Below are 26,498 nucleotides of genomic sequence, written 5' to 3'. Positions count from 1 at the left end.
ATAAAGGCTGTAAAGAATGATAAACACACAAGAATACAAATGCGTAAATCCTGAACGACTGGATACTTTTTTGACTGCACAGATAGGACAGACCCGTTCGCAGATAGCAGGACTGATCAAACATGAATGTGTCTTTGTAGATGGAAAAAAAGTTCCCCGTCCGGGTGTAAAACTTAAATCAGGACAGACGGTCAGGGTAGAATTTCCTGAGGCGAAAGAGGAAAAAGCACTTGATGTAGATTTTGATGTTGAAATTTTATATGAAGATGATGACGTTCTGGTCATAAACAAGCCAAGCGGAGTGACAGTTCATCCTGCACCGAGCGTGAAAGAAGCAACACTGGTTGACTGGCTCAAGCACAAAGGTATCAGACTTTCTACTATAAGCGGGGAAGAGCGTCACGGTATCGTGCATCGTCTGGATAAAGGAACGAGTGGCACAATGGTTGTTGCCAAAAACAATGCTGCCCATGAATTTTTGTCAAAACAGTTGCAGGACAAAAGTATGGGGCGTTACTATATAGCTGTCATAGTGCCTCCTCTAAAAGAAGAAATTACCACAATAGAATCAAACATAGGCAGAAGTGCCCATAACCGTTTGAAAATGGCATCCGGACTGGAACATGCAAAGTATGCAAAAACGATGTTTAAACATCTGGCTTTGAGTGAAGATGAACAGACACAGCTTATAGCCTGTAAGCTTTTTACCGGAAGAACCCATCAGATAAGGGTACACCTTGAGAGTATGAACCGTCATATTTTGGGGGATCATATCTATGGATTGAGCCCAAAACAGGAGAACTCGGAACGTATTTTGCTGCATGCCTATATGATTTACTTTATTCATCCTTCAACAAAAGAAAAGTTAACTTTTCAAGCAGAGTTTGATGCTATAATGCGAGAAACAATTTATAAAAAATTTGATACGGAGATTTTAAATGAAGTTATTGAGCCTGAGTACATTATGCGCAGTTTCACTGCTGATTCTTAGTGGCTGTCAGGGAATAAGCCCGCTGCCAAAGAAAAAAGTTGCTATAGACTCTACGCTGCCTGTTGTAATGCTTACAAAAAACGGAATCATGCGTGATATGAAAACAGTAGCCTTTGAATGGAAAAGTATAAAAGATCCGCGTGTAAACGGTATTTATGTCTATAAAAGAATTCTAGGGAAAAAAGCCACAAAAGAACTGGATTATTATGACCGTATAGACAATAGATTTAAAACACATTATCTTGATGCAAAGAATGAACCGGGTACAAAATACAGTTATGCTTTCAGGGTAGTTTCCAAAGATGCCCAGGGCAAACTCAGTAAAGTTTATAATGTCAGCACTCTCCCTGTCCTGGAATCTGTAGCCTGGATACACTCCATTGCCGGACTTCCTCGAAGTGCGAAAATTATATGGAGACCGCATGAAAATCAACGGGTTGCATCCTATATAATTGAACGCCAGAGTGTTGAAGATGAATCATTTAAAAAAATTGCAATACTGAAAGGGCGCTTGAATGCCGAGTATATTGATGAAGGTTTAAAAGACAATGCCGTATATCTGTACAGAATTCGGGTAAAGACCTATGATGGAATTGTTTCAAAACCTTCACAGATTGTAAAATCTGTAACAAAGGCACTGCCAAAAGGTGTAGGACATATAAGTGCAAGCAAAAATTTGCCAAAAATGATAAAAATCAGCTGGTCTGCTTCAAAACAAAAAGATTTTCATCAATACTATTTATACAGAGGCGAAGACATAGACAGCTCTTTTGAACTGATAGCCAAACTGTATAACAACAGCTTTACAGATCATATTAACAAAGACGGGCAGGTTTATTTTTACAGAGTCAGTGTTGTGGATAAAGACGGGCTTGAAAGCGAACATGATAAAAATACCGTTATGGGGATGACACTGCCAAAGCCTGATGCTCCTGTTATTACCTCAATACAGCTTACTGATTCAGGAGTAGAACTTTCCTGGAAAACTGCAGACGCAAGAATCAAATCTTATGAAATTGTCAGAAAGCGCCAGATAGGCTGGTTTAAAGAGACAAAAAAAGAGTATAAGAATATTCATACAAACAGGTTTATTGATACAAACATTGCTGCAGACAGTATGTATGCATATACTGTTTACGGTATAGATGAAAACGGTATAGTTTCAAAACCGAGTACTGAAGTCAAAATAAAAGTTGGTGCATTTACCAAGGTGGTAGATGGAGAAAAGAGTGCGCCGGTGAAAGAGGCTCCTGTCAAAACTTATAGAAAGAATACAGACAGCACACAAGAGAGAGTGACTCCTGTAAAAGATTTAGATTTAAACGAGATTTAATGCCACATTTACATATAGAAAAATTTAAACAAATTGATTTTCCAAAGCTTTGTGATGAGGTGAGTTTTAATTTTATTGCATCAAATGTTTTGCATGCCGATGAAAAACTCATTGCAACAACTGTAGAAGGTGAAGATTTTTTTCTTTTGGTTAAAGAAGAAGAGAACAGAAGCCTGCTCAAAACTGACAAGCTTACGCGTCCCGCTTCCATACACAATGTACATAAAGCACTTTTGGCATATGCAAAAGCTGCAGGGTTACATGTAATCAAATCCAATGTACCCCAGGCACCGAAGAATATACATCTGCAGGAAGTAACGGCACTCAAAAAAATAGAATATTTTGCCAATGAATTTCCACAGGACAAAGAGGTCCGCATTGAAGTAGGCTTTGGTTCTGGACGGCATTTGCTGCATCAGGCAGCAAAGAATCCTGATGTGCTCTTTATAGGTTTGGAGATTCATCGTCCTTCCATAGAACAGGTACTCAAACAGAGCGTTATACAGAAGCTGGATAATTTACTTGTGCTTGATTATGATGCGAGGCTTTTTATGGAGCTTGTTCCTTCAAATATCGTCGGGGCTATTTATGTGCATTTTCCTGTTCCGTGGGATAAAAAACCGCATCGCAGAGTTATTTCAACTTCTTTTATCCAAGAGGCCCGTCGTGTATTGAAAGTTGGCGGGACTTTGGAACTTAGAACAGACAGTGAAAACTATTATGTGTACTCTTATGAAACCTTTATAGCATTTGACAAAACAACACTGCAAATTAATAAAAACAAAGATATAGCCATCAGCTCAAAATATGAAGACAGATGGAAAAGACAAGAAAAAAACATTTATGATGTGACAATGATAAATGATGAGTTTTCTCAGGAATTGGCTATTGAAGGTGACTTTACTTTTACAAAACCCGGCTTGAGTGTGGAAGAAATCATTGCACTGCATAATAAGACTTTTCGTTTTGAAGGCGGTTTTATACATTTTGAACGTGTATACAGACTCAAAGAAGGGGTTATGCTGCGTTTGTCAATGGGGAGTTTTGACAGACCGGAACATTTGTATCTTATTATCAATAATGAAGAAGTTTTTTACTATCCAGAGTACCCATTAAAATCACGCAGTAATCTCAAAGCACACAAAGAACTGAACAAGGTGTTACATGGATAAAGTTATTATTGCTCAAAACCTCTCTCTTGCTTATTCCAAAGATGAAACCATTATAAACAAAGCAAATTTTTCTATAGACTCGGGAAGTTTTGTTTTTATAACCGGAGCAAGCGGTAGCGGAAAATCAACACTGTTAAAGTCACTCTATGGTGCGCTCAAACCCATAGAGGGAAGTCTTGTTGTCGGAGGTGTTGAACTCAAGGGTGTTTCAAATGCAAAGCTGAATTTTTTGCGAAAGCATCTCGGCATTGTTTTTCAGGACTATAAACTTGTAAAAGAGTGGACGATAGAAAAGAATATCATGCTGCCGCTGATTATAAACGGCTATGAAAAAAGTATCACACAGAGTCAGGTTGACTCTCTGCTTAAGCATGTAAGACTGCAGCATCAAGTGGGGAAGTATCCTTTGGAACTCAGCGGCGGAGAGCAACAGCGTGTAGCCATGGCAAGAGCCTTGGCACATAATCCGATTTTGATACTTGCCGATGAGCCGACAGGTAATCTTGATGATTACTCTTCACAGCTGATCTGGAATCTTTTAGAAGGTGCAAATGAGCAGCTTAAAACTACTGTTATTGTGGTAACACACCATATTCCTGAAACAATGAAGGTTGATTACAAGCACTATCATATAGAATTCGGAGAGGTACATGAAGTCATTTAAAAACCATATCTCTCTTGTCATTGCTCTTGTAAGTATACTGTTTTCATTGCAGATTTTTACTATAGTAGACAGATCTATCAATGCCTATAAAGAGAATCTGGCAAACAACTATTCACTTGTGGTCGTCAGTCAAAAAACATTGCAGCCAAAAGAGTTGACGGATAAAATAACAGCACTCTCTTCTGTCGAACAGCTTTCTCCTGATGAGATTATAAAAAAACTCAATACCGGGATAAACAAAAGAAATATAGAACTGTTGAAAATAACATTGCCGAAATTTTATAAATTTAAATTAAAAAGATATCCGACACCTGTTGAGTTGCAAAAAATAAAAAAAGAGCTTTTAGCATACCCGTATATTACAAAAGTGGAAACTTTTTCAAATACACATGACACAACCTATAAACTGCTGCTGCTTTTTAAAAATGTCATATCTGTTTTGGCTGTATCTATTTTGCTTGTTACGATACTTTTAATATTTAAAGAACTTCGCATATGGCAGTTTAAACACAATGAAAGAATGAATATAATGGGATTGTTCGGTGCGCCTACATGGTTGCGTTCAGCAGTTTTGTTTCGGCTTTCCATTGTTGATGCATTTATAGCTTTTGGTATTTCATTTATAGCTTTTTCCTATTTTGCCTCAAGCCCGTGGGTAAAAGAACAGTTTGCAAACATAGGCATATCTGTTGTGATTTTTGACAAAGTGTATGATTCACTGATTATGCTTGGTGTTTCTATAACAGTCTCTATTTTACTGGCAGGTTTTATAGTTTTAGGGCATAAAGAAGAGGTCTGATGAGAGCTGTATTATTTTTTTTACTCTTTATATGCAGCAGTGCTGTATTCGGATCAACAGCAATAGATAAAAAAATAAACAAAACAAGTTCTGCGCTGCAGTCTTATACGAAGAACTATTCTGTACTTAATGCGAAAATGGCACAGACGGCCAAAGCTATCATCAAACAAAAAACAGAGTTGGCAAAAAAAACGCGTTATCTCAAACAGTTGGAAAAAGAACTCTCTCTCAAAGAGAGCAGTCACAGTGAGAATATACAACAGTTGAAAATTTTAAAAAAATCCCAGGAAGCACTTCAAAAAAAACGACAAAAACTCGAAGAGGATCTGATTTTTGTTATAGCCAAAACTGTCTCTTTATCAGTTGTTCTGGAAAAAGAGTATCCTGAAAACGAAGAAGCCATCATGGAGTTTGAAGTTTTAAAAGCTATGCTGAAAGCTTCAAAAGACAAAGCAAAACTTTTAAGCAGAAAATTTTTTGAAAATGAAAAAAATATAGATTTAATCAGTTTACATGTAAGTTCACTCGAAGTGGCAATCGCAAGTATAGATCAAAAAAGAAAAGAAGTAATCCGAAGAAAAAAAGAGAACAAAAAAGCGTTAAAAAAACTGACTTTGGCAAAAGAGTCCTACAAAAAAGAGTTAAAAAGTCTTATCAGAAGGCAAAATGCTTTAAAAAGAACTCTTTCTAAGCTTAATCTTATAAAAATAGATGAAATTAAAAGAGCAAAAGAAGAAAAGATGAGAAAACTGGCTTTTGCAAAACGTCAGAACAAACTTGGAAAAAATCTGCCAAAAGTAAAAAAACACGGCAGCAGTTATCAGGCAATAAAGACAATCAGGTACAGAGGACGAAAAACGATTGCTCCGCTTAATGCGTATACAATTACAAAAAAATACGGTACCTATACAGATCCTATTTACGGTATAAAGATATTTAATGAGTCTATCTCTTTGAAACCAAAATATCCTAATGCAAAAGTAAAAACTGTTTTCAACGGTAAAGTGATTTATGCGGCAAAGACAGCGGTTTTAGACAATATTGTGATTGTCGAACACAAAAACGGACTCCATACGATTTATGCAAATCTTTCACAGATAGCACCAAATGTCAAAAAAGGGAAAAAGATTGCCAAAGGTGCAACAATCGGCAGGGTTAAAGATGAACTTGTTTTTGAAGTCACACAAAAAACAAATCATATTAATCCGATACGTTTATTTCAATAGATTTTGATATAATTGCAAAAATAAAAAACAGAGAAAAAATATGAACTTTATTCAAACACGCGGCGTAGATAAGAAAAAGTCGCAAACGGTTACCTTTTCGGAAGCAATATTGAGTCCTATAGCATCTTTTGGCGGTTTATATGTCCCGCAAAATCTTCCTGCTCTCGGAGAAGAATTTTTACAAAAGCATTTGAACTCTTCTTATAAAGAACTTGCAGCAGATATGTTGGATCGTTTTGAAATAGATATAGCAAAAGAAGTGATTGATGAGGCACTGAGTCTGTATGACAAATTTGATGATGCATCCAATCCTGTCCCTGTTGTAAAAGTCAAAGAAAACCTCTATATCAGTGAACTGTATCACGGGCCTACTCGCGCATTTAAAGATATGGCACTGCAACCCTTTGGTGTAGTTCTTTCTTCTATCGCACAGAGATTAAATGAAAATTATTTGATTTTGGCTGCAACAAGCGGAGATACCGGTCCTGCGGCACTTGAAACTTTTAAAAACAAAGCAAATGTAAAAGTTGCATGTCTCTACCCGGATGGCGGAACAAGTGATGTGCAGCGTCTGCAGATGGTGACAGAAGATGCACCAAACCTAAAAGTCATCGGGATAAACGGTGTTTTTGATGATGCACAAAGCGCTTTAAAACGTTTACTGGCTTCACAAAGTTTCAAGAATGCATTGCAAAAAAAAGATATGAAACTCTCAGCAGCAAATTCAGTTAACTTTGGACGTATAATATTTCAGATTATTTATCATATTCACTCTTATCTGGAGCTGGTTCGTCAAAATGCAGTCACAATGGGTGAAAAAGTGTATCTGAACGTCCCAAGCGGGAACTTTGGAAATGCTCTTGGGGGATATTATGCCTGGAAAATGGGTCTGCCTGTTGAAAAAATCATTATTTCATCAAATGAAAACAATGTGCTTACGCGTCTGATTCGTGACGGGAAATATGATTTGAGAAATTGTGAAGTTATCGGTACGACATCACCTGCTATGGATATTTTAAAGTCATCAAATGTTGAAAGAGTTTTGTTCGATCTGTTTGGAGAAGACAGAACAAAAGAGTTAATGCAAAATCTTGAAGAGAATAATTTCTATGAATTGACAGCGGATGAACTTACAAAGCTCCGTGAGTGTTTTGATGCTGATTTTTGTACAGGAGAAGAGGGTAAAAAATACATCAAAGAGACTTTTGAAAAATATAACTATTTGATGGATCCGCATACGGCTACATGTATGAAATCCTATGAAACATGTTCAAAACCTGAAATTAAGACTATTGCCTATTCGACGGCTGAGTGGACAAAATTTTCTCCGGTAATTGCAAATGCACTGACAGGAGAGATTGATATGAAAGATATTGATGCGTTAGAATCAATATCGAGAGTGGCAAATTTTGAAATTCCAAAGATGATACAAGAGTTGTTTACAAAACCGATAGTGCAAAAAACAGTGATAGAAAAAGAGGAAATAGAAGAAGAGATACTTAAATTTTTATAACATTTTCAAAAAGTGATAAATCATTATTATTAACAGTTTAAGTTGTCATTAACTATTAAAGATGTAAAATAACTTTAATAGGAAAAATTATGAATAAAACAACAACTGAGGATAAGTTAAAGCAGAAGCGGAATATGCTTTATTACAATCAGCTGATACTGAATGAAAGACGTGCAAAGTCTTTTCATGGAAGAAAAGCAAAAACAGCTAAAAAGCGTACAAGTTTTGGTTCTCAAAAAGTCGATTTTAAAGATTATCTGTTTATTCCCGAACAATGGGAATTCGTTGCATACATACTCTATTTTGTCGGTATCCCCTATACCGTTGGAGCTTTGTTTTTATTTTTATTTATAGCAAATGCAAATTGGGAAAGCTTTCAGTTACTGAATCTCAATGCATTTCCTGTAGTTTGGCTGATAGGGTATGAAATAGTCTCTGTCTGTCTGTTGATCTGGATTATGATTCTGTATTTAACCTATGAAGCAGAAGACGGGTATTAAAGCAGCCCAGCCTTACAGCTTCACTGCTTTTTTATAGGCTTCTTCTATTGCTTGGATGCAGGCATTGCGAACATTTCCTTTTTCGAGTGCAGCATATCCTGCTGCTGTTGTTCCTCCCGGGCTCATGACACCATCTTTAAGCAGTGCAGGGTGTATTTCCTGGATAAGCTCTCCAAAACCGTCAAACAAACCACGCATAATAGCCATGGCATCTTCGCGTTTGAGTCCCTGTTTGACTGCTCCGTCGCTTAAAGATTCTGCAATAAGTGCAAGATAAGCAGGACCGCTGCCGGCAAGAGCTGTTGCTATGTCTATTTCTTTCTCGTTTGCCAGCCATCTTGTTGATCCGATAGAATTAAAAAGCGTTTGTGCTTCTTCCTTATAGGCGGTATCTCCTGTAAGTGTTGTTATGGATTTTCTAACACTCGCCGCAAGGTTTGGCATAGCTCTTACAACTGCAGATGTGTTAAAATGATCTTTGAGTTTTTGAATGCCTGTTCCTGCCAAAACCGAATAGAGTACCTCTGCTCTGCCTTGCAGTTTTTTTGACACTTCTTCTACATTTGCCGGCTTTACACACAGGAGAATATTTTTATCTTCAATATTAAAATTATCAAGAAGAGATTTCTTTACATGTAAACCGAGTTTTTCTTCAAAACTGTCTAACTTTTTACGGTCTCTTCCAACTACTTCTATTTTGTAACTGTTTTTTAAACCTTTGGCAATGCTGAGTGCCATATTGCCATTTCCGATAAATGTAATTGTTTTCATACAAGTCCTAAATGTTTTATGGTAGTATAACATTATTAAAATTAGGGCACCTCTAAATTTTTTTAGAGGTGCCCTAAAGTCTAAAAAATGGGTGAGGATATGGAACAATTTTTAAAAGAAGCAAAGACTGCGAGTAGAGTATTTAACAGTTTGAGCGGACGTGATAAAAACAAAATACTACATGAAATGGCAAATGCTTTACGTGCCAATACTATGGATCTTATAGAAGCAAATGCTATTGATATGCTTGAAGGTGAGAAGAACAAATTAAATTCTGCATTGATGGACAGACTTTTTTTGGATGAGGAGAGAATAGAGTCCATGGCAAAGGCTGTAGAAGAGATAGCTGCACTCAAAGAACCGGTAGGACGCGTACTTGACGGGTGGTTGACTGAAGATGGGCTGAAAATAGAAAAAGTGAGTATTCCCATTGGCGTAATCGGTATAATTTACGAATCACGCCCTAATGTTACGAGTGATACAGCTGCTCTTTGTTTTAAGAGCTCAAATGTCTGTGTCCTTAAAGGCGGCAAAGAAGCAGAACGCTCAAACAAAGCAATCGCAAAAGTTTTAAAAGCAGTCTTGGAAAATCATGATTTGCCGACATCTCTTATATCTTTGATTCCGGACAGTTCCCGTGAAGGTGTGGCCAAACTTATCAAAATGGATAAATATGTAGACCTGATTATTCCTCGCGGAGGAGCAGGGCTTATAAAATTTGTCAGTGAAAATGCAACGGTTAGTGTTGTCAAACATGACAAAGGGCAGTGTCATACCTATATAGACAAGGACGCAAATATTGAGAGTGCTGTAAAAATTGCATTGAATGCAAAAGTACAACGACCGGGTGTCTGTAATGCTATGGAGACACTGTTGGTAGACAAAACAATAGCAAAAGAGGTACTTCCTCTTTTAAAAGAGGCGTTTGACAATGCAAATACACAATTAAAGGGCTGTGTGCAAACTCAGGAAATAATCAGTGTTGCAGAGGCGACAGATGCCGATTATGATACTGAGTATTTGGCAAATATTTTAAATTTGAAGGTTGTTGAGGGTGTCAACGGGGCAATTGAGCATATAGTACGTTTCGGCTCAGGACACTCGGAAGCTATTGTTACTGAAAATATCACTACAGCAGAGAAATTTTTAAACAACATTGATGCAGCGGCAGTTTATGTCAATGCCTCTACCCGTTTTACAGACGGAGGCGCTTTTGGCTTTGGTGCAGAAGTGGGAATCAGTACAAACAAACTCCATGCAAGAGGGCCTATGGGAATAGAAGGGTTGACAACGTATAAATACAAAATTTACGGAAGCGGGCAGATAAGATGATGTTGACAATTGACGAATTAAAAAGTATTGTTTTTTTTGAAAATCTCAATGAAAAAGAGTTGAAACTGTTACTTTCAATCACAAGAAAGAGAAGTTTTTCTCAAGGTGAAATTCTTTTTTATGAAAAAGACAAAGCACAGCATCTTACGATGGTGCTTGAAGGTGTTGTGAAAATTTATAAAATAGATCCAAAAAACAATGAAATTATTCTGCATCGGTTTAGACCAAAAAGCATGGTGGCCGAAATGGCGGTTTTTGAAGGTATTCCTTATCCTGCTTCTGCTGCTTTTGAAAGTGACGGGAGTGTTTTAGAGATAGACTTTGAAAAATTCAAAGAGTATTTTCTTGGAAATCAAGATATCTCTTTGGCTCTTTTTAAATCACTGACCCAAAAAATCAAGCATCTTGACAATGTGATAGCCTTGAATGTTGTTCTGGACTCAACGGCAAGAGTTGCAAAATATATTTGTGAAAATGACGAGGCACTGAAGATGAAAAACAATCAGCTTGCACAATATCTGCACATGACTCCCGAGACACTCTCGAGAATACTGAAGAAATTTACAAAGTTAGGGTTTGTAAAAAAAGAGGCAAGTTCATACAAAATTACAAACAAAGAGGCATTAACCATCCTTTTTGAGTGATTTTTCTCTTTTTATTGATATTGGTCAACCTGTTATTACGCTTTCTTGATTACAATCATGAAATCTTATAAGTAAAAGGATTGATAATGTCACATATACCCAATGAAGCTGAAAAAATAGTTGTTGACGGCGCTACCGTTGATTTTTATAAATTGCAAAAAGATGGAGAAAGTACCTATTATTTTGATACATCAAAAGAGGGGCCGCCACACCCAATGGTAAATGCAATGGCAGGCTTGGCTCTTATAAAAGGAACTAATGACACTTTGGTGATGATAAACCATAAAGCACCGGGAGGACTTTTTGCAAAACTTGAAGATGATGTGAAGTATGATATACAAGAGCTGGATGACGGTTTGGTAAAAGTTGTTTTTTCATATAACAAAGATGCTGCAAGTGAATCTGATTTGACACAGACAAGTTGTGGCGGTTGAGTTGAGTAATGGTAAAAATATCGCAGGACTTTGCACCGCCGTTTAAACTGATAGCTCCTTTTTTCCTGATAGGGAGCCTGTTTTATTTTTTTGCATCAGTCTATCTTTTTTCATTTGATGCTGCAAATCTCTCTTTTGTCAACCCGGATATGATGGCATTTGTACATCTGTTTTTATTGGGTTTTGTCATGATGGTGATTTTTGGTGCAATGGCACAACTGGTTCCGGTTGTTCTTGAAGTCGGACACTTTGGTGTAGAACTTTTTTATGCAATTTGGCCGTTGCTGCTCACGGGTACACTGCTCATGGTGTTCGGATTTTTGTATTTTCCCGCGCTGCTGCCTTACGGCGGTGTGACTGTATTGATATCTATGCTGATATTTGTAGGCGAAATTTTTTTAACAATATTTAAAGTCAAAAAATTAACTTTGGTGATGAGCAGTCTGCTTATTTCAAACACTTTTTTGTTCTTCGGAATAATTTTTGGGCTTTTAATGGCACTCTCTTATGCCGGAACAATTTCTTTGGATATTGCATCCTTGCTGAAGGCCCATGTCTATGCGGTTTTAGGCGGTTACATTGCGATAACCATTATGGGACTCTCCATTGTGCTTGTTCCTATGTTTACGCTCTCACACAGCTTTTCTTTGAAACCGTTAAAGATTTCTTTGATTATGATGAGTATGGCTGTTGTGAGTGTTGTCATATCTTCATTTTTTAAGATAGATATACTGGCCTATACCGGCTATGCTTTGGCAGCTGTTTCGATGATCGTCTATTTCTATCTTATCTATATAATTTACAGTACAAGACCAAGAAAAGAGAACGATATCTATGCGGTCTCTTTGATGTTCTCTTATATTTCCATGTTGGTTTCCATTGTGATTGTCGTGTTTTATTTTCTGACACAAAAAGAGGAATTTTTACTGGCCTCTATGTGGCTGTTCTTTTTTGGATTTTTTGCTTTTTTGATTACAGGGCATATTTACAAAATAATTCCGTTTTTGGTCTGGTTTGAAAAGTTTTCACCATTGGTAGGGAAACAGAAGGTTCCGATGCTGGCAGATATGGTACCGTACAAAAGTTCGCAGGCTCAGTTTGTATTTTGTGCAGTCGGTGTTGTTTTGATTACCATCGCAATACTTACAAAAGGTGATGCATTGCTGCATGCCGGTGCTTCTTTTCTTTTTATAGGAACATTGGCATTTATCAGAAATGTATTTTATATGATAAATTTTAAAGCATAAAATTTTAGAAGAGGAGAATTACATGTATACAAAAGATGAATTATTTCAGGCAATTTCAACGGTTATAGATCCGGAAGTAGGTTTTAATCTTGTGGAAATGGGTCTTATCTATGATGCCAGTTGTGATGAAGAGGGGAATGCTAAAGTAGTCATGACGCTTTCAACAAAGGCCTGTCCTATGCATCAGATGATTTTGCAATGGGTAAAAGAAGCAGTAGAAAAACTGCCAAATGTAAAAAGTGCTGATGTAGAAGTTGTCTGGGAACCGCAGTGGAATATTTCCATGGCTGATGAAAATGTCAAAAAAGCACTGGGTGCTGCCTGATTGTATGAGCCTACTCTTGAGGCTCATGTTTTAAATAACTGTTTTTTATCAGTATCATTTCATATACCGAAACTTTTGGCATCGCTTCGTCTATAAGTTGGTCTGTATCTTTATATTTACCCTGCATTCTTTTTATATCATCATAGGCTTTCGGCTTGACTTCACTTGTTGCAACAGAAATAACAGCAGCCCATATAAGAATAATGGCAATCCATACTATTTTTTTAGCACCGGCATACACGCCTAAAAAATGAAAGATAATTGTCAGAACAATTCCAATACTCAACAAAAATGTCAAACTCATAAATGTATCCTTTCTCCTTCTGGGGTAATTGTAATATTTGCATCTTTAAACATCTGATCTCCAAAATCTTTGACACCCAGGGTTCCTAGCAGCATTAAAATGACAACTAAAAACAAAAAAATGACAGCCATACCATATCTTTTGAGTCTACTTATCATTTTCAGTCTCATCTTTTGGGGCAATAGGTGAATAGTCTACGCATCTTGCCGTATGAAAATCTCTGATAAAATCAGGATTTTTGAAGTAATCACCATCAAGTCTCCATCCAAGCTTTTTTGAAATCAAAACAGATTGTGAAATGGTTCTTCTCATCTTGTTTTCACAGATAACAGTCTTGCCTTCATTAAAGATTTCTTTGACACCCTGCATTCTTTTGGTAGTTACAAAATAATGAATACCTATCATAATGGCAAATATGGCAAATATACCAGACATTCCTTTTTTAAAGGCACCTTTTGGCATAAAATCCCTTGTTGTGACAAAGGCGGTAATGGCCAAAAAAAATATTCCTATTACAATATATGCAATTTCCAGTTCAAAAAATCTTTCCATTATATTTCTCCTTTATGCAACTGTAGCATGTTTTTTTTCCCATTCGGCAAATTTGGGTGTGAAATACTCAATTCTTACCTTTTTAAACTCTTTTGATGAGTACAGAGGCATGTAGTCTTTTGATTCTATCTCCTGTGCCATCTCCGCAATCATGGCATTTGTCTCTTGGGTCGTTTTTCCGTGGACCATTGTAAAGAGATTATAGGGCCAGTTTTTGTATTTTGGACGCAGGTAGCAGTGACTTACGGCAGAAAAAGCCGCTGCCTTTGCACCTATGGCATCGCCGAGTGTTTCATCAATATCCCAGACAACCATGGCATTTGCATTAAAACCTGCTTTTCTGTGGTTTAAAATGGAAGCAAACCGTCTCATGACACCGGCTTTCTGCAACTCCTGCAGGGTATTGAAAAAGGTTTCGTAGTCTATATCAAGATCATTGATGATATCAGCAAACGGTTCGCTGACAAAGTCAATGTCATACTGTACTCTCTGAATAATTTTATGGTGTAAAGGTGTCAGTTCTATATCTTTATGGACAACTTTTTTTACCTCTTCTTTTTTTTCGTCTTTTCCTGTCGTATTGAGTTTGACATTGATCTTAAAAAGCTTCAGGGTAGGCAGAACAATATAATCATCTGCTTCTGCAAGGCTGGCAAGCGTTTGTATTGTTTTTTCTAAACCCAAAACAGAATCAGGTGCAACTGCCATGGTAAACCAGATGTTAAAATCATGGTTTCTTTCGTAGTTATGCGAAACACCGGGATGGGCATTGATAATCTTTACGGCACTGTTGATTTTTTCTTCGGGAATTTTAAACGCAACCAGAGATGATTTGTACCCCAGGCGTTTTGTGTCAAATATGGCGGAAGTCTGACGTATGATATTTGCTTTTTTTTCTGCTTGCAATATCTCTAAAACTTCATCTTCTCGCATACCCAACTCATCAGCAATCACCTCAAAAGGTTTTTGTACCAACGGAAACTTTTTCTGTATTCTTGAAAGTATCTCTTGTTTCATCTGTATTACTTTATATTAATTTTTAGCATAATGATTGTATCTATCTTTATCTAAATTTAAATTGATATTTGTCAAGAACTTTATGTCTGTATATGTTATGATTAGATTACAAAAACTTAAGTAAGGGTATTTGGAATGGCTTATTTTCCGGCATTTTTAAAATTAGACGGTAAAAAAATTCTTATAGTAGGTGGCGGAAATGTTGCGTATGAAAAGTTGGAACATCTTCTTGATTTTACAAAAGACATACATATCATTGCAAATGAATTTTCACAAGAGATGCTGCAACGTATACAGGAAGAAAATCTTGTGTATGAAAAGCGTAAGTACAGAAAAGGTGATATACGGGAGTTTGCTGTTGTAGTGGTTGCTGTGGACAGTATTGCACTGCAGGCGGAGATATTTGAGGAGTCCAAGCAGTACAATTGTTTGTGTAATGCTGTGGACTCAGTGGCCTATTGTGATTTTATTTTTCCTTCGTATGTAAAAAAAGAGGATCTGATTATTGCAATATCAACTTCAGGTGCTTCTCCTGCAATGGCAAAACATTTAAGAAAGTATCTGCAAAAGATGATTCCAGGTGGAATTTCGGAGTTTTTGCAGGAGATGAAAAAACTGCGTAAAAGTTTGCCCAAAGGAAAAGAGAGAATGAAAATGCTTGATGAAAAAGCAAAAAAATATATAGAAAATTGGAGTCAGTAATGAATGCTAAAAAAGGATTGTTTTTAGGGATGTTGTTTGCATTTTTTGCACTTGGGTTTATAGCGATACAAAAAGCTACCCCGGATACAAAGCCGCACAGAATTTACAAAGAGATTAAAGTCTACAGTCCGTATAAGTTTGAAAAAACAATCGGGGGTCTTGCCATTATAGATACAAGAACAGGGACCAAAGAGAAACCGGATGCGGCAGATTCATTGTACCGTATGGATGAACTGGACCAGAAGTGGGGAAAAAAACATTTGAAAGTTATCGGAAATGATGTTGTCGTCCTTGGTGATGCAAATCAAACAGTGAGAAAAATCTATATAGAGACAAAAGAAGAAAGAGACTGGCTGAAAAAGTTTTTTGGTATCTAATCTTATATTCGTTTTATAAAGGGAGTGCATTATGCTACGTTTGACTTTCCTGGCAATTTTTATTATTGTTGTATGGATAGAACTGCTCCCTTATATAATCCCAAACAAACCAAAAGAAATTTACAGTGATGAGAAACTTCGGGAAATTGCCTTAAGCAGAGGCATGTCTCCTATACCAAAAGAGTATAGCGGCTTTTTAAAACTGCTTGATTCCAAAGAGAACCCGATAACAAAAGAGAAAGTTGCCTTGGGCAAAAGTTTGTATTTTGACAAAATACTTTCTCAGGACACATCAGTCAGTTGTGCTTCTTGTCATATGTTGGGTGAAAATCCGCACAATAAAAAGCAGTTTTTAGATGACCTGACTCGTCCGCAGGCCAAAACTGACTGTATGGTATGCCATATAAAAGATCAAAGCGGCAGTGACAGACTTGCAACTGCTATTGGTACAGAAGGAAAAACCGCTCCCAATCATTTAAATACCCCTACAATCCTAAATTCTGCTTTGGCAAAATACAGAATGTGGGACGGGTCTGCAACAACTTCAAAATCTGTTATTGCTCCGATGATACATGGCAAATATACAATGAATTTATCAACGCAAGAGGTCGAAGAAAGAGTCAAAAAAAACAATGCATATAAACAAAAGTTTGACAAAGTTTTTGAAGACGGAGTGACTTTTGAAAATGTGTGTAAGGCTTTGGATGTATATCAGAAAACGCTGCTTACCCGAAGTGCCTATGACAGATTTTTAGAGGGTGATGACTCTGCTATGAGTGAGGAGGCAAAAAGAGGTTTCAGAAATTTCATTCAGCTTGGATGTAAGGGATGCCATACCGGTATAACGGTCGGAGGACAGACAATTCAAAAGTTTCCGACACGCAATTATAATCATATCATAGATGTAACGGGAATTTTCAGCACAGAGTTTATCGGTCGTGATGTAGCTGCTTTTGATTTCAATATCAAACCCTACAGCAGATATCCATTTGAAAATAAAGGCGGCTTTTTGGGAAAAAACAATGAACAGCTTTTTCGGGTACCTGTTTTAAGAAATGTAACGAAAACATCTCCCTATTTTCATAACGGAGCCGTATTTGATTTACGGGAAGCTGTCCGCATTATGGGGAAATACCAGTTAAGCATGGAGTTGACAGAGATACAGATAGATGAAATCGTAGCATTTTTAAAGTCACTTGAAGGTGATGTTGTCGAGTATAAGGAACTGCAATGAAAATTTTATATATAAACCTTGATATTCTCTTTATGTTTGTCAGTGGAATTTTGCTGATGAACTATTTTTCGCTGCAATGGTCCTATTTTCGAGTGATAGAATTTCTTCACATTTTTGGTTCTGTAGTCCTTACACTGTTTTTTGTGCTTCCTTTTTTATATAAGCATATTTATGAGAGTATGATAATTATGAAACACAAAAGCAAAAGCGGATTGGCATTTGCTTTTGTGTTTGTGTTTTTGCTCGTCAGCGGAACGTACCTGTTCTTGATAGGCAACAGAGGCGGTGATATCTATGGTATTATCTCATACTATATACATCTTTATGGCTCTTTTGTCTTGCTGTTCTTTTTTGCACTGCATCTGAGAAAGTTTTTTGCAGTAAAAAAAATGACAGCTGTTCTTCCTCTCTTGCTGATATTCTTTCCAAACTATGCCTATTCAAGTTCAGAGAAACTGACAAATATCATCTTTACAGACGGTGCAAAACATCACCACAGCATAGACTGGACAAACTCCGTTACATGTAAGGCCTGCCATCCGGCTGTCTTTCAACAATGGGCGGATTCAAACCACAGGCATCTTGCCGATTCCAATCCATACTATATGGTGCTTGAAAATTTAGCCGAAATGGACAGAGGCAAAGAGTTCAGACAATGGTGTATGGGTTGCCACAATCCGAGTGCCGTGAGTATGCATCAGGAAAGAACTACACATTTTATGCAAGACAATATTATGCCGGAACCGCTTTTTACCAAGGGATCAAAAAATCTGATAAATGAATTTGAAAAACATCCAAACAGACTTGAACAGGGTGTCTCCTGTATTGCATGCCACCGTATAACAGATGCAAAGCCGACGGGAAACAGTTCCTACAGTCTTAATCTTACAAAAAGAAAAAAATATCTGTATGAAGATGCGCATGCAGATATGAAAGTCTGGATCAGTCAGAAGCTTATCAATGCAAAGCCAAAGGTTCATAAACAGGAGTATATGAAACCTTTATACAAAAAAAGCGAGTATTGTGCTTCTTGTCATAATGAGTTTCTGCCGCATAGCGGGAAAAAAGTTGTCTCAACGTACGAACAGTGGAAAAAATCACCTTATAACAATCCGAAGAAGCCAAAGGAGCACAAAGAGTGTATCGACTGTCATATGACCTATTTGAAAAACGGAAAATTCTCTCCGCTTGAAGGCAGGTCAACTCTCGGGGGAAAACATAAAAAGGATATCAAAGTACACTATTTTGCAGGCGGAAACCATTTCCTTGCCGGCTTGAAAAACAAAGAGAATGAGTCTCAGTCCATACAGCTTTTAAAAACATCGGCAAAACTGGATGTGAAACTTGACAAAGGGGTTTTGTCTGTAGGTGTAAAAAATGTGGGGGCTGGACACAAACTCCCGACAGGCGCGGCAGATTTTCGGGAACTCTGGCTTGATATAACAGTAAAAGACAAAAGCGGAAAAATTGTTTTTAGCAGCGGAAAACTGAATAAAGAGGGAGAGATTCAAAAAGGTTCTGTCATTTTCAACAAAGTATTTGGAGACAAAGAGGGCAAACCGGTAGGATTGTTTTTTTGGCGATATGAAAAACTGCTCAAAGATACAAGAATCCCTGCAGGCAAACGGGTTGTAGAAAAATTTTCATTGCAAAAAGAGCTGCAGTATCCTTTACATGTAAACATAAAGCTTAACTTTAGAATTTATCCGCAATGGGTGACAAATATTGTCAAAGCGGCATACCCGCAACTTCCGGATCCGCCGGTAATTACAATAGCAGATCTGGAAAAAGATTTTGATTAGACTTCTTGTATTGCTTTGTTTCTTTTTCATGGAGGGAGAATCATTTATACTTGAAAACTCTTACAGCAATGCCCATCAAAAAGCTGTTCAGGAAAATAAAATACTGATGGTCTATCTGACAAAAAAACACTCTGCTGCTTGCAATAAAGAGCTTTTTAAAATTATCAACAGCAAAAAAGTTTCATCGCTTATTGAAAAATATGCAGTTTTTGTTATAGTCTATCAAAAACAAAAAGAGAGTTTTCCTATAGAAATGCTCTATACTGTGCAATATCCAACGCTCTTTTTTCTTGACGAAAATGAGCTCTTTCGCTGCAAGGCATTGCGAGGACATATGAAACCCAGTGATATAGCTAGGTGTTTAAAGCAAAAGTAGATGTTTACTCCTTGATGTTTTTATTGCAAAGCTTCAAAAGCATCATCAATTGTTTTGTATTGTTGGGCTATAAAAAGATAGACTGCGGCATTGAGTTTTGCCAGTTTTAAATATTCATCAGAAGGGTTGTTAAGTTGTTCGAGTGAGTCTGCAAGAGTGATCTGGTCCCAGGATTTTTTATAATGTATGCCGTAGTATTGCGGGTCTATAATGATCTCTTTGACTTCATCTGTTTCAATCATCCAAAGGCGTCCTTTGCTGAAAAGTTCCGGTGTTCCTTCATTCCCCTGAATTAAGGCAAAACGTTCATATCTGTCTGCAAAAATTTCAACATATTTCTTGACATAAGGTTTGTGAAAGACGCCTGTAATGGCATATTTGCTGTTTGCAGCTTTTGGAAGTTTCTCTATTGTATTGAACCCGCTTCTGAGTCCCAGTTTGTTTCTGATATCTGTCAGCTTATGGAGTTTGTTGCAATACTCTTTTCTGTCAAAATATTTAATATTTGGATGAAGATCTATCTCCTGGCATATATTTTTAGTGGTGATACCATCTTTTGCCGGCTGTTTTTCATCCCCCATAATGACAAGTTTCAATGCTGTCTTTTCTAACATTTGCGCAACCAGAGGAAATATATACGGATTTTTTGCTTTACCGTCAAAAGGGTATCCCAATTCGATTGAATCCGGAATATTCTCTTTGCGGGTATATTCGTCACATGCGCTTAAAGCTCCTCGGAACTCCTCTGTCGTTTCAGGCTTGAGTCTCCATCCAAGCAGGAATGCGGCAATTTGTTCGCTTGGAACACTCTGGTTCAAAACCTGCTCCATCATATCTTTGCTTTCTTCAAAGCTTAAATCTCTGTTGCCTTTTGGACCGGTGCCTACCGCATGTATATATTTAAAAAAATCCATTCAATACCTTTTGTTTTTTTCTTGCATCAAGTGTATCAAAAGTATATAAATATAACTACTCTTCTGTCGCTTCAACCTCTTTTTTTATAGCTTCTTGCAAATCAGCGTCTTTTGGTGAGATATTAAAATAATTTTTTGCAAAAGTAATGGTAACTGCTTTCATTTTACCATTTTCTTCTTTTTCTCCGATAAGCATATTTTCTTTAAACTCAGTGATTCTCCAACCGTTTTTTTCACCGGCTTCGCGAATGAGAGTATGGACTTTTTTGAGTGGAATCTCATGTTTGAAGTGTGTGAAATCAGCTGTTTTTACATCTTCGGATGATATTTTTGCTGTTGAGCAGGCATTGAAAAGCAGAGTGCTTAAAAGTATCGAAATCGTCGAAATTATGATTTTTTTCATAGTAACCCCTTTGTTATATGATATAATAATAATTATAAAGAAAAATTTAATTTCGAGGAATTTTGATGACACTTCACGATGTTATGATTATTTTGGTGCTGACTTTCCCAATGTTTATTTTTACAATCTATCCGGCAATTCGACTCAGTGATTATCTGGAGGCACATCACGGGATACAAGAGTCTCAAAAACGCTCTGTAATGTTAGCGGTAACATTTTTGGGTGCCCTGTTTCTCTCCTCTTTATTGTATTATATATGACAAAAGGAATTGTATGAAAAAATTACTTTCTATACTGTTGCTGAGTGCATTGTTATACGGGTCAGATGCTGCTTTTGAAGCCTTTCATGCCGGAAATTATAAAAAAGCATTTTCATTGTTAGACACAGAAGCGAAGCAGGGGAGTATCAATGCAACCTATAATTTGTCGCTGATGTATTACAATGGGTATGGAGTAGAACAAAATATCTCTAAAGCAGCCGAACTGTTAGAACGTGCGGCAAAAGCGGGGCATAAAAAAGCGCTGCAAAATGTAGGCCGTATTTATATGCAGACAATGAATTTTGACAAAGCCGCAGAGTGGCTGAAAAAAAATGCAAAAGAGGGTGATACCAAAGCCTGTTATCTGTTAAGTGAAATCTATGTTACACAAAACAAATTCAAAGAGGCAAAGAAATGGGCCCAAAAGGCTATAGACGCAGGAAATCCCGAAGCTGCACTCTTGTATAAAGAGTATAAGTTACAAAACTATTAGTGATGAAACCAGTCAAGCTGTTTTCTGAGTGTAACAACTTTTCCGACTATAATGAGTGCGGGAGTTGGTACACCTTCTGCTTTTTGCACAATATCACCGAGTGTTCCGACAACAACACTCTGGTCTTTTGTCGTACCGCGTGAAATAACAGCGCAGGGATAATCTTCAGGCTTGCCTACTTCTATCAGTTTTGATGAAATTTTAGAAAGATTATGCAGTCCCATTAAAAATACGATGGTGTCATCTGTTTTGAAATTTTCCCAGGCAATCTGGGACTCTTTTTTGTTTGGGGATTCATGCCCTGTAACTACTCGAAAACTCACGGCAATGCCACGGTGAGTGACCGGAATGCCGGCATAGGCAGGAACGCTGACTGCAGAGGTGATTCCGGGAATAATTTCGAATTTTACACCTCTTTCATGCAAATATGCTCCCTCTTCTCCGCCGCGTCCAAAGACAAAAGGATCTCCGCCTTTTAAGCGGACAACTACATTGTGCTTGAGCGAGTTTTGGTAAATAACTTCATTTATCTCTTCTTGAGGAAGTGTATGCCTGCCGTCTTCTTTGCCGACATAGACAAATTCACATCCGTCTTTTGTCATTTCTAATATTTCCGGATTTGCCAAACGGTCATATATGATGACATCGGCCTCACCGATAACTCTGTGTGCTTTCATTGTTAACAGCTCAATATCTCCGGGTCCGGCACCGGTTAAATAAACTCTACTCATTGTTTTTTTCCTCATAAATAAAAATACCTGAAGGCTTCTTGATGGTAAAAATTTCGCGTTTTAACCACCATCCTTTTGTATTTATTACAGCGATTTTGTTAGCATCATTGACAGAAACATACAGATAAGGTTTTTCCCGGGACCATCTTACATGTAACACCTTGCCGTCAAACTGAAATCGCTTAATGACTTTGAGTGTTTTTGTATCTATGATTTGAATGATCGGAAACTTTTTACCGCTGAACGTCACAGCCAAATATTTTTTATCCGGTGAAAGGGCAGTAAAAACAGGCATTCCTTCAGTTTTAATAGCTGTAATAAATTTAAATTTTGGAGTAAAGACAAAAACTTTGTTGTCTCCCACCGCAGGAATGAAGATTTTAGAATGGCTCACTGACCAGAAACCGAAATGCGGTACTTTTAAAACCGGTTCTCTTTCTCCCAACTGTAATGGAATTTTTTTAAATTTCATGGTATCCAAGTTGAGTTCGCCTATCCAGGGACTGTTGAAAAAGCCGTTGACATATTTATTGCCATCAAGTAAAGCGTCAAAAGGCATAATTCCCACATCTTTAAACTCTTTGTAGAGAACAAAATGCGGTTTGCCTTTGCCTTTGTTTGTGTCTTTGTAGACGGCAATCGTGTCTTTGTCCATCTCTGAAAAAACAAGATAGTTTTTATAGATTTTTATACCAACATTGCGTGAACCGGTTTTGAGCTTTTGTATGGGCTGCAGATTACGGGATAAAATATCTACACTTTTGTCATCATAGTTGGCAACGGCGACATAGTTTTTGTTAATGACAAACCCTATGGCACTTTTGCTTGTTTTATATTCGGAAAGTTTTTTTTCGCTGACAGGATTAAATCTTATAATATAGCCGTCGCGGGAGATAAGATAGCCGTCCTTGCCATAAAACTTCATAACACCATGATTCATATTGTGCATATGCTCCATATGGTTTCTTGGGAGCCCGTCTTCTATGACTGCTACCGAATTACTCTCTCTCTCAACAACAAAGACTTTTTCATGTGCACTTGCAATTACATGTAAAGACAAGGCTGTTAATACAACTGCTAAAATTTTTCTTATTTTCATTATACTGTCTCTCTTTCTTCTTGGGTTAAATAACAGGATGGATCTTCACTCCACAGGTCACCTGTTATTGCATACGCACGTGCGCGACTGCCGCCGTTACATATATCTATCTGCTTACATGTACTGCAAATACCGCTGATTTGTTTTCTTGGATGAATTCTCAGCTCATCCAATAATGCTCCGTTTTGCCAGATATCACCAAAGTCCTGATGAATAATATTACCGACAATGAGAGGAAAAAACGGGTCAGGACGCACATCGCCTTCGCTGTTTATGTTGAGGAGTTTTCGACCTGCGGAGTTGCCGCCCCATTTTACAAGTCTTTGTCTCATTTTATCTTTAAGTTCCGGATACTTTTGTGCAAACTTATTGAGAAATGCAACCGCATCCATCTCCATATTTCCGGTCACTATTTCTATGTCACGCCCTGTTTCATAATACTCAAATGCTTTGTTAAGTATAAAATCAACCGCTTTTTTTCTCTGCTCTTTTGTCAAATCCATTTTCAAGTTATCAAGTCCCCGTCCAGAGTAGACTAAATGGGAAATATATATTTTTGGAATATTGTGTTTTTCGACCAAATCAAAAATATATTCCAAAGAATTGATGGTGTCTTTTGTCATAGTAAATCGAATACCGACTTTTGCGCCTGTTTCATTGGCAAGCAAAACAGATTTTAATGTTTCTTTAAAAGCCCCTTTTAGCCCTCTGAAGTAATCATGTGTGGCTTCATCACCGTCTATACTCACACCGACATAGTTAAAGGTATCGGTAATTCTTTTTATATTGCCCTTTGTAAAATAGAGCCCGTTGCTTGAGAGGTAGGTAATGATACCGTTTTCTTTGCAAAAATCGGCGATTTCAAAGAGGTCCTTTCTTGTTAAGGGCTCACCGCCTGAAAAGATGATAAATTTTACACCATTGGCTTTCATCTCCAGGATGGTTTTTTTAATCTGCCCAGTTGTGAGGGTATCTACTTCATCCAAGGTTGATTTTGAGTAACAGTGCAGACAGGAGAGATTACAGCGGTTGGTAAAGTTCCAAATGGCGATACTGCCGTCTAAAATCCTCTCTTTTTTTTCTTCGACAACGGAGGCGATAAGATTTGACAATCGAAACATTATTTTTTACCTTTATAAGAGAGAATATAGTCACTGATGGCATCGAGCTCTTGTGCATTGAGATGAAGCTGTGTCATAACAGTTCTTTTGTAGCCAAAAGCTTTGTACATTGATTTTGGAGAAGCGATATAGGCTTCTATTTCAGATTTTGTTCTTTTTGCGGCAATTTGGGAAAACGGAGGACCAAAGGCCATTGCTGTTTGATGATGGCATCCCCAACAGTAAGTTTGAAAGACTTTTTTACCATCTGGCTTTTGTGCAAAAGCCACAGAGCAAAAAAGTAAAAAAAGAATAATCAGTTTTTTCACTCCATCTCCCTTTTTTAAGAACTGTATATTGCTTATATTGTAGCGAAAATTTACTTGAAATTTTGCTTATAAATCCCAAAAAACAGGGAAAAATTAAATAAAAAGCTTAGATATATAATTATAAAAAAATATTATGAAAAAAAAGATGATTTATATCAAGTAATGAGAGGATTCCTCCCAAAAAAGGGAGAAATATAAAAGTAGAGTCTACGCGCCAGGAATAGACTGTCTGTGTTCGATAGAATATGTAAACGTCGGTGTTGTCAAACCTTCTATATATTTAACAAATTTACCGGTTTTCGCTTCATAAATACCGATACGACCGGCATTCCACTCTGAAACCATTGTCCAATGACCATGATTAGCAGGTTCAGCATGTAAAATACGAGGAATAATTACTTTGCCTTTTTTATCTTTAACAGTAGGGACTTTCCAACTGTAAAGTGTTTTATGCGTTACAGGATCTGTAATAGTTCCTTTTTTTGTACCGACTGTCAAAATTCTATCAGTCTCTAATGTTTGTTTGTTGATAAGGTAGATTTTATTCCAGTTATCTGGACCGCCGAGTACACAATCAGACCAGATAAACGGTGTATGCTCACTTGTACCGACAAATAGACCGCCGCCTGCAGTTCTTACATGTGCAACAACATCCCAGTTGCTGTCCCAAATAACTACATCACCGACATTCATACTGTTTGTCGCATAGAGTTGACCGTATCTGTCATTATACCATGATGAACCCTGACCTGGATGCGGCTTGCTTCCCGGACCTGTGTATACTTTGGCAACCAAAGATTTTGTTTTAAAGTCAACTACACCCATTACATCACTTCCTTGAGAAGCTTGCATTAGGTAACGGCCTATTTCTTTTCCTTCATTTTCAAAACCGTCATGCAGGATTTTACCGATATTTGGAATATCTCCGACAATTGGGAAGTTTGGTTTAGAATAATCTATAATATAGACATGCCCTGCATCTTTGAGTGCAAATGCAATATATGGACCGTATGGAGTATCATAGATACCTGCTACACGAGATGAACCGATATCTCCGTCCATATTAATTACAGATGAAGTTGGGTAAACTTTTAACGGCTCAAGTGTCATTGCATCCATTAAAATTGCACCGCCCGGAACATAGTTTCCTGCCATGAGGTATTTTCCATCAGGTGAAACTGCTAAACCACGAGAATCGGAACCGACTTGTACCTGTGCAATTTTTTGCTGACCTTTTGATGCAAGGTCAAACATAGTGACTAAACCCGAACGAGAGATTGAGTATGCATAACGAGGTTGACGTTTGTTTGTTACTGTTACGTGAACAGCGAAACCTGCAGGGTGACGTGAAAGTATTTTACCACTTGTGCCATCGATAAAAGTAACTCTTTCTGCATCACGTTCTGTAACAAAACAAATATCCGTAACATGTTTTACATCCACTGCATGCGGATATTTTTTTAATAGCTTTGCTCTATCATTAAGTTTTTTCCAGCCTTGTTTTACCGCATCGAGCGTAAGGACTTCTATTTTTTTACCTTTGAAATGCTGAAGATAATCCACCATTTTTTGTGCATCTGCTTGATTCATTTTATTTGCAAATGCAGGCATTGCAGTTCCGGGGCGACCATTTAAAATAACTTCAGCCAGACTGTATGCATTTTTCTTTTCTAATTTTGCCGGACGCAAATCCGCACCGACGCCCCCTTCATGATTTGGACCGTGACAACCCTGACACTCTTTTTCGAACATTTTCTCAACATCCATATGCGAAGTACCCGCAAACAGACCTGAACTGACAACTGCAAACGCTGCAGCTGATATAACTAATTTACCTAATCTCATTTTATTTCT

General features: G+C 37.4%; 32 protein-coding genes. 20 read left to right on the top strand and 12 right to left on the bottom strand.

Features of this window, described 5'->3' with window-relative positions:
* Positions 1 to 16 precede the first annotated feature (16 nt).
* From MLC35_RS08105 to MLC35_RS08070, 8 genes are all read left to right on the top strand, one after another.
* The gene (locus tag MLC35_RS08105) at positions 17 to 991 is read left to right on the top strand and encodes an RluA family pseudouridine synthase (RefSeq protein WP_151899940.1); all 975 of its coding nucleotides are present in this window, start codon (positions 17 to 19) and stop codon (positions 989 to 991) included.
* Positions 939 to 2,324, top strand: a complete 1,386-nt coding sequence (locus MLC35_RS08100; protein ID WP_434636533.1) for a fibronectin type III domain-containing protein — start codon at positions 939 to 941, stop codon at positions 2,322 to 2,324. Before MLC35_RS08105 ends, MLC35_RS08100 begins: the two co-directional genes overlap by 53 nt.
* Positions 2,324 to 3,496, top strand: coding sequence for a tRNA (guanosine(46)-N7)-methyltransferase TrmB (trmB, locus tag MLC35_RS08095; protein WP_434636531.1), 1,173 nt, complete (start codon positions 2,324 to 2,326; stop codon positions 3,494 to 3,496). Before MLC35_RS08100 ends, trmB begins: the two co-directional genes overlap by 1 nt.
* On the top strand, positions 3,489 to 4,160 hold the full coding sequence (locus tag MLC35_RS08090) for a cell division ATP-binding protein FtsE (RefSeq protein ID WP_151899943.1): 672 nt from the start codon (positions 3,489 to 3,491) through the stop codon (positions 4,158 to 4,160). Before trmB ends, MLC35_RS08090 begins: the two co-directional genes overlap by 8 nt.
* Positions 4,147 to 4,959 (top strand): cell division protein FtsX, encoded by an 813-nt coding sequence (locus MLC35_RS08085; RefSeq protein ID WP_434636529.1) that lies wholly within the window; start codon positions 4,147 to 4,149, stop codon positions 4,957 to 4,959. The genes MLC35_RS08090 and MLC35_RS08085 overlap by 14 nt, the downstream gene beginning before the upstream one ends.
* A complete protein-coding gene (locus MLC35_RS08080) occupies positions 4,959 to 6,185 on the top strand; it encodes a murein hydrolase activator EnvC family protein (protein WP_346388989.1) in 1,227 nt (408 codons plus the stop codon). Before MLC35_RS08085 ends, MLC35_RS08080 begins: the two co-directional genes overlap by 1 nt.
* Positions 6,186 to 6,225: 40 nt before the next feature.
* The gene (gene thrC / locus MLC35_RS08075; RefSeq protein WP_434636527.1) at positions 6,226 to 7,698 is read left to right on the top strand and encodes a threonine synthase; all 1,473 of its coding nucleotides are present in this window, start codon (positions 6,226 to 6,228) and stop codon (positions 7,696 to 7,698) included.
* Positions 7,699 to 7,787: 89 nt separating this feature from the next.
* Positions 7,788 to 8,198, top strand: coding sequence for a hypothetical protein (locus MLC35_RS08070; RefSeq protein WP_151899947.1), 411 nt, complete (start codon positions 7,788 to 7,790; stop codon positions 8,196 to 8,198).
* A gap of 12 nt (positions 8,199 to 8,210) precedes the next feature.
* Here the strand turns inward: MLC35_RS08070 and MLC35_RS08065 are convergent, their stop codons facing one another.
* On the bottom strand, positions 8,211 to 8,969 hold the full coding sequence (locus MLC35_RS08065; RefSeq protein WP_434636525.1) for a pyrroline-5-carboxylate reductase: 759 nt from the start codon (positions 8,967 to 8,969) through the stop codon (positions 8,211 to 8,213).
* Positions 8,970 to 9,068: 99 nt separating this feature from the next.
* On the opposite strand from MLC35_RS08065, the gene MLC35_RS08060 reads away from it, so the two are divergent.
* The 5 genes from MLC35_RS08060 (at position 9,069) to MLC35_RS08040 (ending at position 12,951) form a co-directional block, all read left to right on the top strand.
* Entirely contained in the window at positions 9,069 to 10,301 is a 1,233-nt protein-coding gene (locus tag MLC35_RS08060; RefSeq protein WP_434636522.1) for a glutamate-5-semialdehyde dehydrogenase, read from the top strand.
* The gene (locus MLC35_RS08055) at positions 10,298 to 10,945 is read left to right on the top strand and encodes a Crp/Fnr family transcriptional regulator (protein ID WP_151899950.1); all 648 of its coding nucleotides are present in this window, start codon (positions 10,298 to 10,300) and stop codon (positions 10,943 to 10,945) included. The genes MLC35_RS08060 and MLC35_RS08055 overlap by 4 nt, the downstream gene beginning before the upstream one ends.
* A gap of 86 nt (positions 10,946 to 11,031) precedes the next feature.
* Positions 11,032 to 11,379 (top strand): hypothetical protein, encoded by a 348-nt coding sequence (locus MLC35_RS08050; RefSeq protein ID WP_151899951.1) that lies wholly within the window; start codon positions 11,032 to 11,034, stop codon positions 11,377 to 11,379.
* A gap of 8 nt (positions 11,380 to 11,387) precedes the next feature.
* Positions 11,388 to 12,626 (top strand): hypothetical protein, encoded by a 1,239-nt coding sequence (locus MLC35_RS08045; RefSeq protein ID WP_434636520.1) that lies wholly within the window; start codon positions 11,388 to 11,390, stop codon positions 12,624 to 12,626.
* A 22-nt stretch (positions 12,627 to 12,648) separates the two neighbouring features.
* Positions 12,649 to 12,951, top strand: a complete 303-nt coding sequence (locus MLC35_RS08040) for a metal-sulfur cluster assembly factor (RefSeq protein ID WP_151899953.1) — start codon at positions 12,649 to 12,651, stop codon at positions 12,949 to 12,951.
* 10 nt (positions 12,952 to 12,961) lie between these two features.
* Here the strand turns inward: MLC35_RS08040 and MLC35_RS08035 are convergent, their stop codons facing one another.
* From MLC35_RS08035 to ahbA, 4 genes are read right to left on the bottom strand one after another with little or no spacing between them, the layout of a single operon-like run.
* Positions 12,962 to 13,255 (bottom strand): hypothetical protein, encoded by a 294-nt coding sequence (locus MLC35_RS08035; RefSeq protein ID WP_418640508.1) that lies wholly within the window; start codon positions 13,253 to 13,255, stop codon positions 12,962 to 12,964.
* Positions 13,252 to 13,413, bottom strand: a complete 162-nt coding sequence (locus MLC35_RS08030; protein ID WP_226065899.1) for a hypothetical protein — start codon at positions 13,411 to 13,413, stop codon at positions 13,252 to 13,254. The genes MLC35_RS08035 and MLC35_RS08030 overlap by 4 nt, the downstream gene beginning before the upstream one ends.
* Positions 13,403 to 13,807 carry a hypothetical protein gene (locus MLC35_RS08025; RefSeq protein WP_418640507.1) on the bottom strand — a complete coding sequence of 135 codons (405 nt, stop codon included), beginning with the start codon at positions 13,805 to 13,807 and terminating at the stop codon, positions 13,403 to 13,405. The genes MLC35_RS08030 and MLC35_RS08025 overlap by 11 nt, the downstream gene beginning before the upstream one ends.
* A 12-nt stretch (positions 13,808 to 13,819) precedes the next feature.
* On the bottom strand, positions 13,820 to 14,824 hold the full coding sequence (gene ahbA, locus MLC35_RS08020; RefSeq protein ID WP_151899955.1) for a siroheme decarboxylase subunit alpha: 1,005 nt from the start codon (positions 14,822 to 14,824) through the stop codon (positions 13,820 to 13,822).
* A 135-nt stretch (positions 14,825 to 14,959) separates the two neighbouring features.
* Between ahbA and MLC35_RS08015 the strand changes: the two genes are divergently transcribed.
* The 5 genes from MLC35_RS08015 to MLC35_RS07995 are packed head-to-tail and all read left to right on the top strand — an operon-like array spanning position 14,960 to position 19,315.
* The gene (locus tag MLC35_RS08015; RefSeq protein ID WP_418640505.1) at positions 14,960 to 15,526 is read left to right on the top strand and encodes a precorrin-2 dehydrogenase/sirohydrochlorin ferrochelatase family protein; all 567 of its coding nucleotides are present in this window, start codon (positions 14,960 to 14,962) and stop codon (positions 15,524 to 15,526) included.
* Positions 15,526 to 15,903 (top strand): hypothetical protein, encoded by a 378-nt coding sequence (locus MLC35_RS08010; RefSeq protein ID WP_434636515.1) that lies wholly within the window; start codon positions 15,526 to 15,528, stop codon positions 15,901 to 15,903. Before MLC35_RS08015 ends, MLC35_RS08010 begins: the two co-directional genes overlap by 1 nt.
* A 31-nt stretch (positions 15,904 to 15,934) precedes the next feature.
* Complete coding sequence (locus tag MLC35_RS08005) at positions 15,935 to 17,137, top strand: cytochrome-c peroxidase (protein WP_434636513.1); 1,203 nt, start codon at positions 15,935 to 15,937, stop codon at positions 17,135 to 17,137.
* Positions 17,134 to 18,939, top strand: coding sequence for a multiheme c-type cytochrome (locus MLC35_RS08000; protein ID WP_434636511.1), 1,806 nt, complete (start codon positions 17,134 to 17,136; stop codon positions 18,937 to 18,939). Before MLC35_RS08005 ends, MLC35_RS08000 begins: the two co-directional genes overlap by 4 nt.
* Positions 18,932 to 19,315, top strand: a complete 384-nt coding sequence (locus MLC35_RS07995) for a thioredoxin family protein (protein ID WP_151899960.1) — start codon at positions 18,932 to 18,934, stop codon at positions 19,313 to 19,315. Before MLC35_RS08000 ends, MLC35_RS07995 begins: the two co-directional genes overlap by 8 nt.
* A 20-nt stretch (positions 19,316 to 19,335) precedes the next feature.
* Here the strand turns inward: MLC35_RS07995 and MLC35_RS07990 are convergent, their stop codons facing one another.
* Positions 19,336 to 20,229 carry a glycosyl transferase gene (locus MLC35_RS07990; RefSeq protein WP_151899961.1) on the bottom strand — a complete coding sequence of 298 codons (894 nt, stop codon included), beginning with the start codon at positions 20,227 to 20,229 and terminating at the stop codon, positions 19,336 to 19,338.
* 55 nt (positions 20,230 to 20,284) lie between these two features.
* Entirely contained in the window at positions 20,285 to 20,632 is a 348-nt protein-coding gene (locus MLC35_RS07985; protein WP_434580017.1) for a hypothetical protein, read from the bottom strand.
* A 65-nt stretch (positions 20,633 to 20,697) separates the two neighbouring features.
* Here MLC35_RS07985 and MLC35_RS07980 point away from each other — a divergent pair, with 65 nt between their 5' ends.
* Both MLC35_RS07980 and MLC35_RS07975 read left to right on the top strand, forming a co-directional pair.
* On the top strand, positions 20,698 to 20,892 hold the full coding sequence (locus MLC35_RS07980; protein ID WP_151899963.1) for a hypothetical protein: 195 nt from the start codon (positions 20,698 to 20,700) through the stop codon (positions 20,890 to 20,892).
* A gap of 13 nt (positions 20,893 to 20,905) precedes the next feature.
* Entirely contained in the window at positions 20,906 to 21,385 is a 480-nt protein-coding gene (locus MLC35_RS07975) for a tetratricopeptide repeat protein (protein WP_151899964.1), read from the top strand.
* On the opposite strand, the gene cobA is transcribed toward MLC35_RS07975, so the two are convergent.
* The 5 genes from cobA to MLC35_RS07950 form a co-directional block, all read right to left on the bottom strand.
* Positions 21,382 to 22,116: a uroporphyrinogen-III C-methyltransferase gene (gene cobA / locus MLC35_RS07970; protein WP_151899965.1), complete on the bottom strand. Its 735-nt coding sequence runs from the start codon at positions 22,114 to 22,116 to the stop codon at positions 21,382 to 21,384. The genes MLC35_RS07975 and cobA overlap by 4 nt on opposite strands.
* Positions 22,109 to 23,215 (bottom strand): cytochrome D1 domain-containing protein, encoded by a 1,107-nt coding sequence (locus MLC35_RS07965; RefSeq protein WP_151899966.1) that lies wholly within the window; start codon positions 23,213 to 23,215, stop codon positions 22,109 to 22,111. Before MLC35_RS07965 ends, cobA begins: the two co-directional genes overlap by 8 nt.
* Complete coding sequence (locus MLC35_RS07960; protein WP_151899967.1) at positions 23,215 to 24,336, bottom strand: radical SAM/SPASM domain-containing protein; 1,122 nt, start codon at positions 24,334 to 24,336, stop codon at positions 23,215 to 23,217. The genes MLC35_RS07965 and MLC35_RS07960 overlap by 1 nt, the downstream gene beginning before the upstream one ends.
* Complete coding sequence (locus tag MLC35_RS07955; protein ID WP_151899968.1) at positions 24,336 to 24,644, bottom strand: c-type cytochrome; 309 nt, start codon at positions 24,642 to 24,644, stop codon at positions 24,336 to 24,338. The genes MLC35_RS07960 and MLC35_RS07955 overlap by 1 nt, the downstream gene beginning before the upstream one ends.
* A gap of 207 nt (positions 24,645 to 24,851) precedes the next feature.
* Entirely contained in the window at positions 24,852 to 26,489 is a 1,638-nt protein-coding gene (locus MLC35_RS07950) for a nitrite reductase (RefSeq protein WP_151899969.1), read from the bottom strand.
* Positions 26,490 to 26,498 lie beyond the last annotated feature (9 nt).

It is taken from the genome of Sulfurimonas sp. NW7, from assembly GCF_051132265.1.
In the GTDB taxonomy this organism is placed as follows: domain Bacteria; phylum Campylobacterota; class Campylobacteria; order Campylobacterales; family Sulfurimonadaceae; genus Sulfurimonas; species Sulfurimonas hydrogeniphila.
This window is presented reverse-complemented; position numbering and strand designations above follow the sequence as displayed.

What these genes read in the sequence shown, in the direction of transcription:
- MLC35_RS08105 (WP_151899940.1), top strand. Translation starts at nt 17, where the DNA reads ATGATAAACACACAAGAATACAAATGCGTAAATCCTGAACGACTGGAT.
- MLC35_RS08100 (WP_434636533.1), top strand. Translation starts at nt 939, where the DNA reads ATGAAGTTATTGAGCCTGAGTACATTATGCGCAGTTTCACTGCTGATT.
- trmB (WP_434636531.1), top strand. Translation starts at nt 2,324, where the DNA reads ATGCCACATTTACATATAGAAAAATTTAAACAAATTGATTTTCCAAAG.
- MLC35_RS08090 (WP_151899943.1), top strand. Translation starts at nt 3,489, where the DNA reads ATGGATAAAGTTATTATTGCTCAAAACCTCTCTCTTGCTTATTCCAAA.
- MLC35_RS08085 (WP_434636529.1), top strand. Translation starts at nt 4,147, where the DNA reads ATGAAGTCATTTAAAAACCATATCTCTCTTGTCATTGCTCTTGTAAGT.
- MLC35_RS08080 (WP_346388989.1), top strand. Translation starts at nt 4,959, where the DNA reads ATGAGAGCTGTATTATTTTTTTTACTCTTTATATGCAGCAGTGCTGTA.
- thrC (WP_434636527.1), top strand. Translation starts at nt 6,226, where the DNA reads ATGAACTTTATTCAAACACGCGGCGTAGATAAGAAAAAGTCGCAAACG.
- MLC35_RS08070 (WP_151899947.1), top strand. Translation starts at nt 7,788, where the DNA reads ATGAATAAAACAACAACTGAGGATAAGTTAAAGCAGAAGCGGAATATG.
- MLC35_RS08065 (WP_434636525.1), bottom strand. Translation starts at nt 8,969, where the DNA reads ATGAAAACAATTACATTTATCGGAAATGGCAATATGGCACTCAGCATT.
- MLC35_RS08060 (WP_434636522.1), top strand. Translation starts at nt 9,069, where the DNA reads ATGGAACAATTTTTAAAAGAAGCAAAGACTGCGAGTAGAGTATTTAAC.
- MLC35_RS08055 (WP_151899950.1), top strand. Translation starts at nt 10,298, where the DNA reads ATGATGTTGACAATTGACGAATTAAAAAGTATTGTTTTTTTTGAAAAT.
- MLC35_RS08050 (WP_151899951.1), top strand. Translation starts at nt 11,032, where the DNA reads ATGTCACATATACCCAATGAAGCTGAAAAAATAGTTGTTGACGGCGCT.
- MLC35_RS08045 (WP_434636520.1), top strand. Translation starts at nt 11,388, where the DNA reads ATGGTAAAAATATCGCAGGACTTTGCACCGCCGTTTAAACTGATAGCT.
- MLC35_RS08040 (WP_151899953.1), top strand. Translation starts at nt 12,649, where the DNA reads ATGTATACAAAAGATGAATTATTTCAGGCAATTTCAACGGTTATAGAT.
- MLC35_RS08035 (WP_418640508.1), bottom strand. Translation starts at nt 13,255, where the DNA reads ATGAGTTTGACATTTTTGTTGAGTATTGGAATTGTTCTGACAATTATC.
- MLC35_RS08030 (WP_226065899.1), bottom strand. Translation starts at nt 13,413, where the DNA reads ATGATAAGTAGACTCAAAAGATATGGTATGGCTGTCATTTTTTTGTTT.
- MLC35_RS08025 (WP_418640507.1), bottom strand. Translation starts at nt 13,807, where the DNA reads ATGGAAAGATTTTTTGAACTGGAAATTGCATATATTGTAATAGGAATA.
- ahbA (WP_151899955.1), bottom strand. Translation starts at nt 14,824, where the DNA reads ATGAAACAAGAGATACTTTCAAGAATACAGAAAAAGTTTCCGTTGGTA.
- MLC35_RS08015 (WP_418640505.1), top strand. Translation starts at nt 14,960, where the DNA reads ATGGCTTATTTTCCGGCATTTTTAAAATTAGACGGTAAAAAAATTCTT.
- MLC35_RS08010 (WP_434636515.1), top strand. Translation starts at nt 15,526, where the DNA reads ATGAATGCTAAAAAAGGATTGTTTTTAGGGATGTTGTTTGCATTTTTT.
- MLC35_RS08005 (WP_434636513.1), top strand. Translation starts at nt 15,935, where the DNA reads ATGCTACGTTTGACTTTCCTGGCAATTTTTATTATTGTTGTATGGATA.
- MLC35_RS08000 (WP_434636511.1), top strand. Translation starts at nt 17,134, where the DNA reads ATGAAAATTTTATATATAAACCTTGATATTCTCTTTATGTTTGTCAGT.
- MLC35_RS07990 (WP_151899961.1), bottom strand. Translation starts at nt 20,229, where the DNA reads ATGGATTTTTTTAAATATATACATGCGGTAGGCACCGGTCCAAAAGGC.
- MLC35_RS07985 (WP_434580017.1), bottom strand. Translation starts at nt 20,632, where the DNA reads ATGAAAAAAATCATAATTTCGACGATTTCGATACTTTTAAGCACTCTG.
- MLC35_RS07980 (WP_151899963.1), top strand. Translation starts at nt 20,698, where the DNA reads ATGACACTTCACGATGTTATGATTATTTTGGTGCTGACTTTCCCAATG.
- MLC35_RS07975 (WP_151899964.1), top strand. Translation starts at nt 20,906, where the DNA reads ATGAAAAAATTACTTTCTATACTGTTGCTGAGTGCATTGTTATACGGG.
- cobA (WP_151899965.1), bottom strand. Translation starts at nt 22,116, where the DNA reads ATGAGTAGAGTTTATTTAACCGGTGCCGGACCCGGAGATATTGAGCTG.
- MLC35_RS07965 (WP_151899966.1), bottom strand. Translation starts at nt 23,215, where the DNA reads ATGAAAATAAGAAAAATTTTAGCAGTTGTATTAACAGCCTTGTCTTTA.
- MLC35_RS07960 (WP_151899967.1), bottom strand. Translation starts at nt 24,336, where the DNA reads ATGTTTCGATTGTCAAATCTTATCGCCTCCGTTGTCGAAGAAAAAAAA.
- MLC35_RS07950 (WP_151899969.1), bottom strand. Translation starts at nt 26,489, where the DNA reads ATGAGATTAGGTAAATTAGTTATATCAGCTGCAGCGTTTGCAGTTGTC.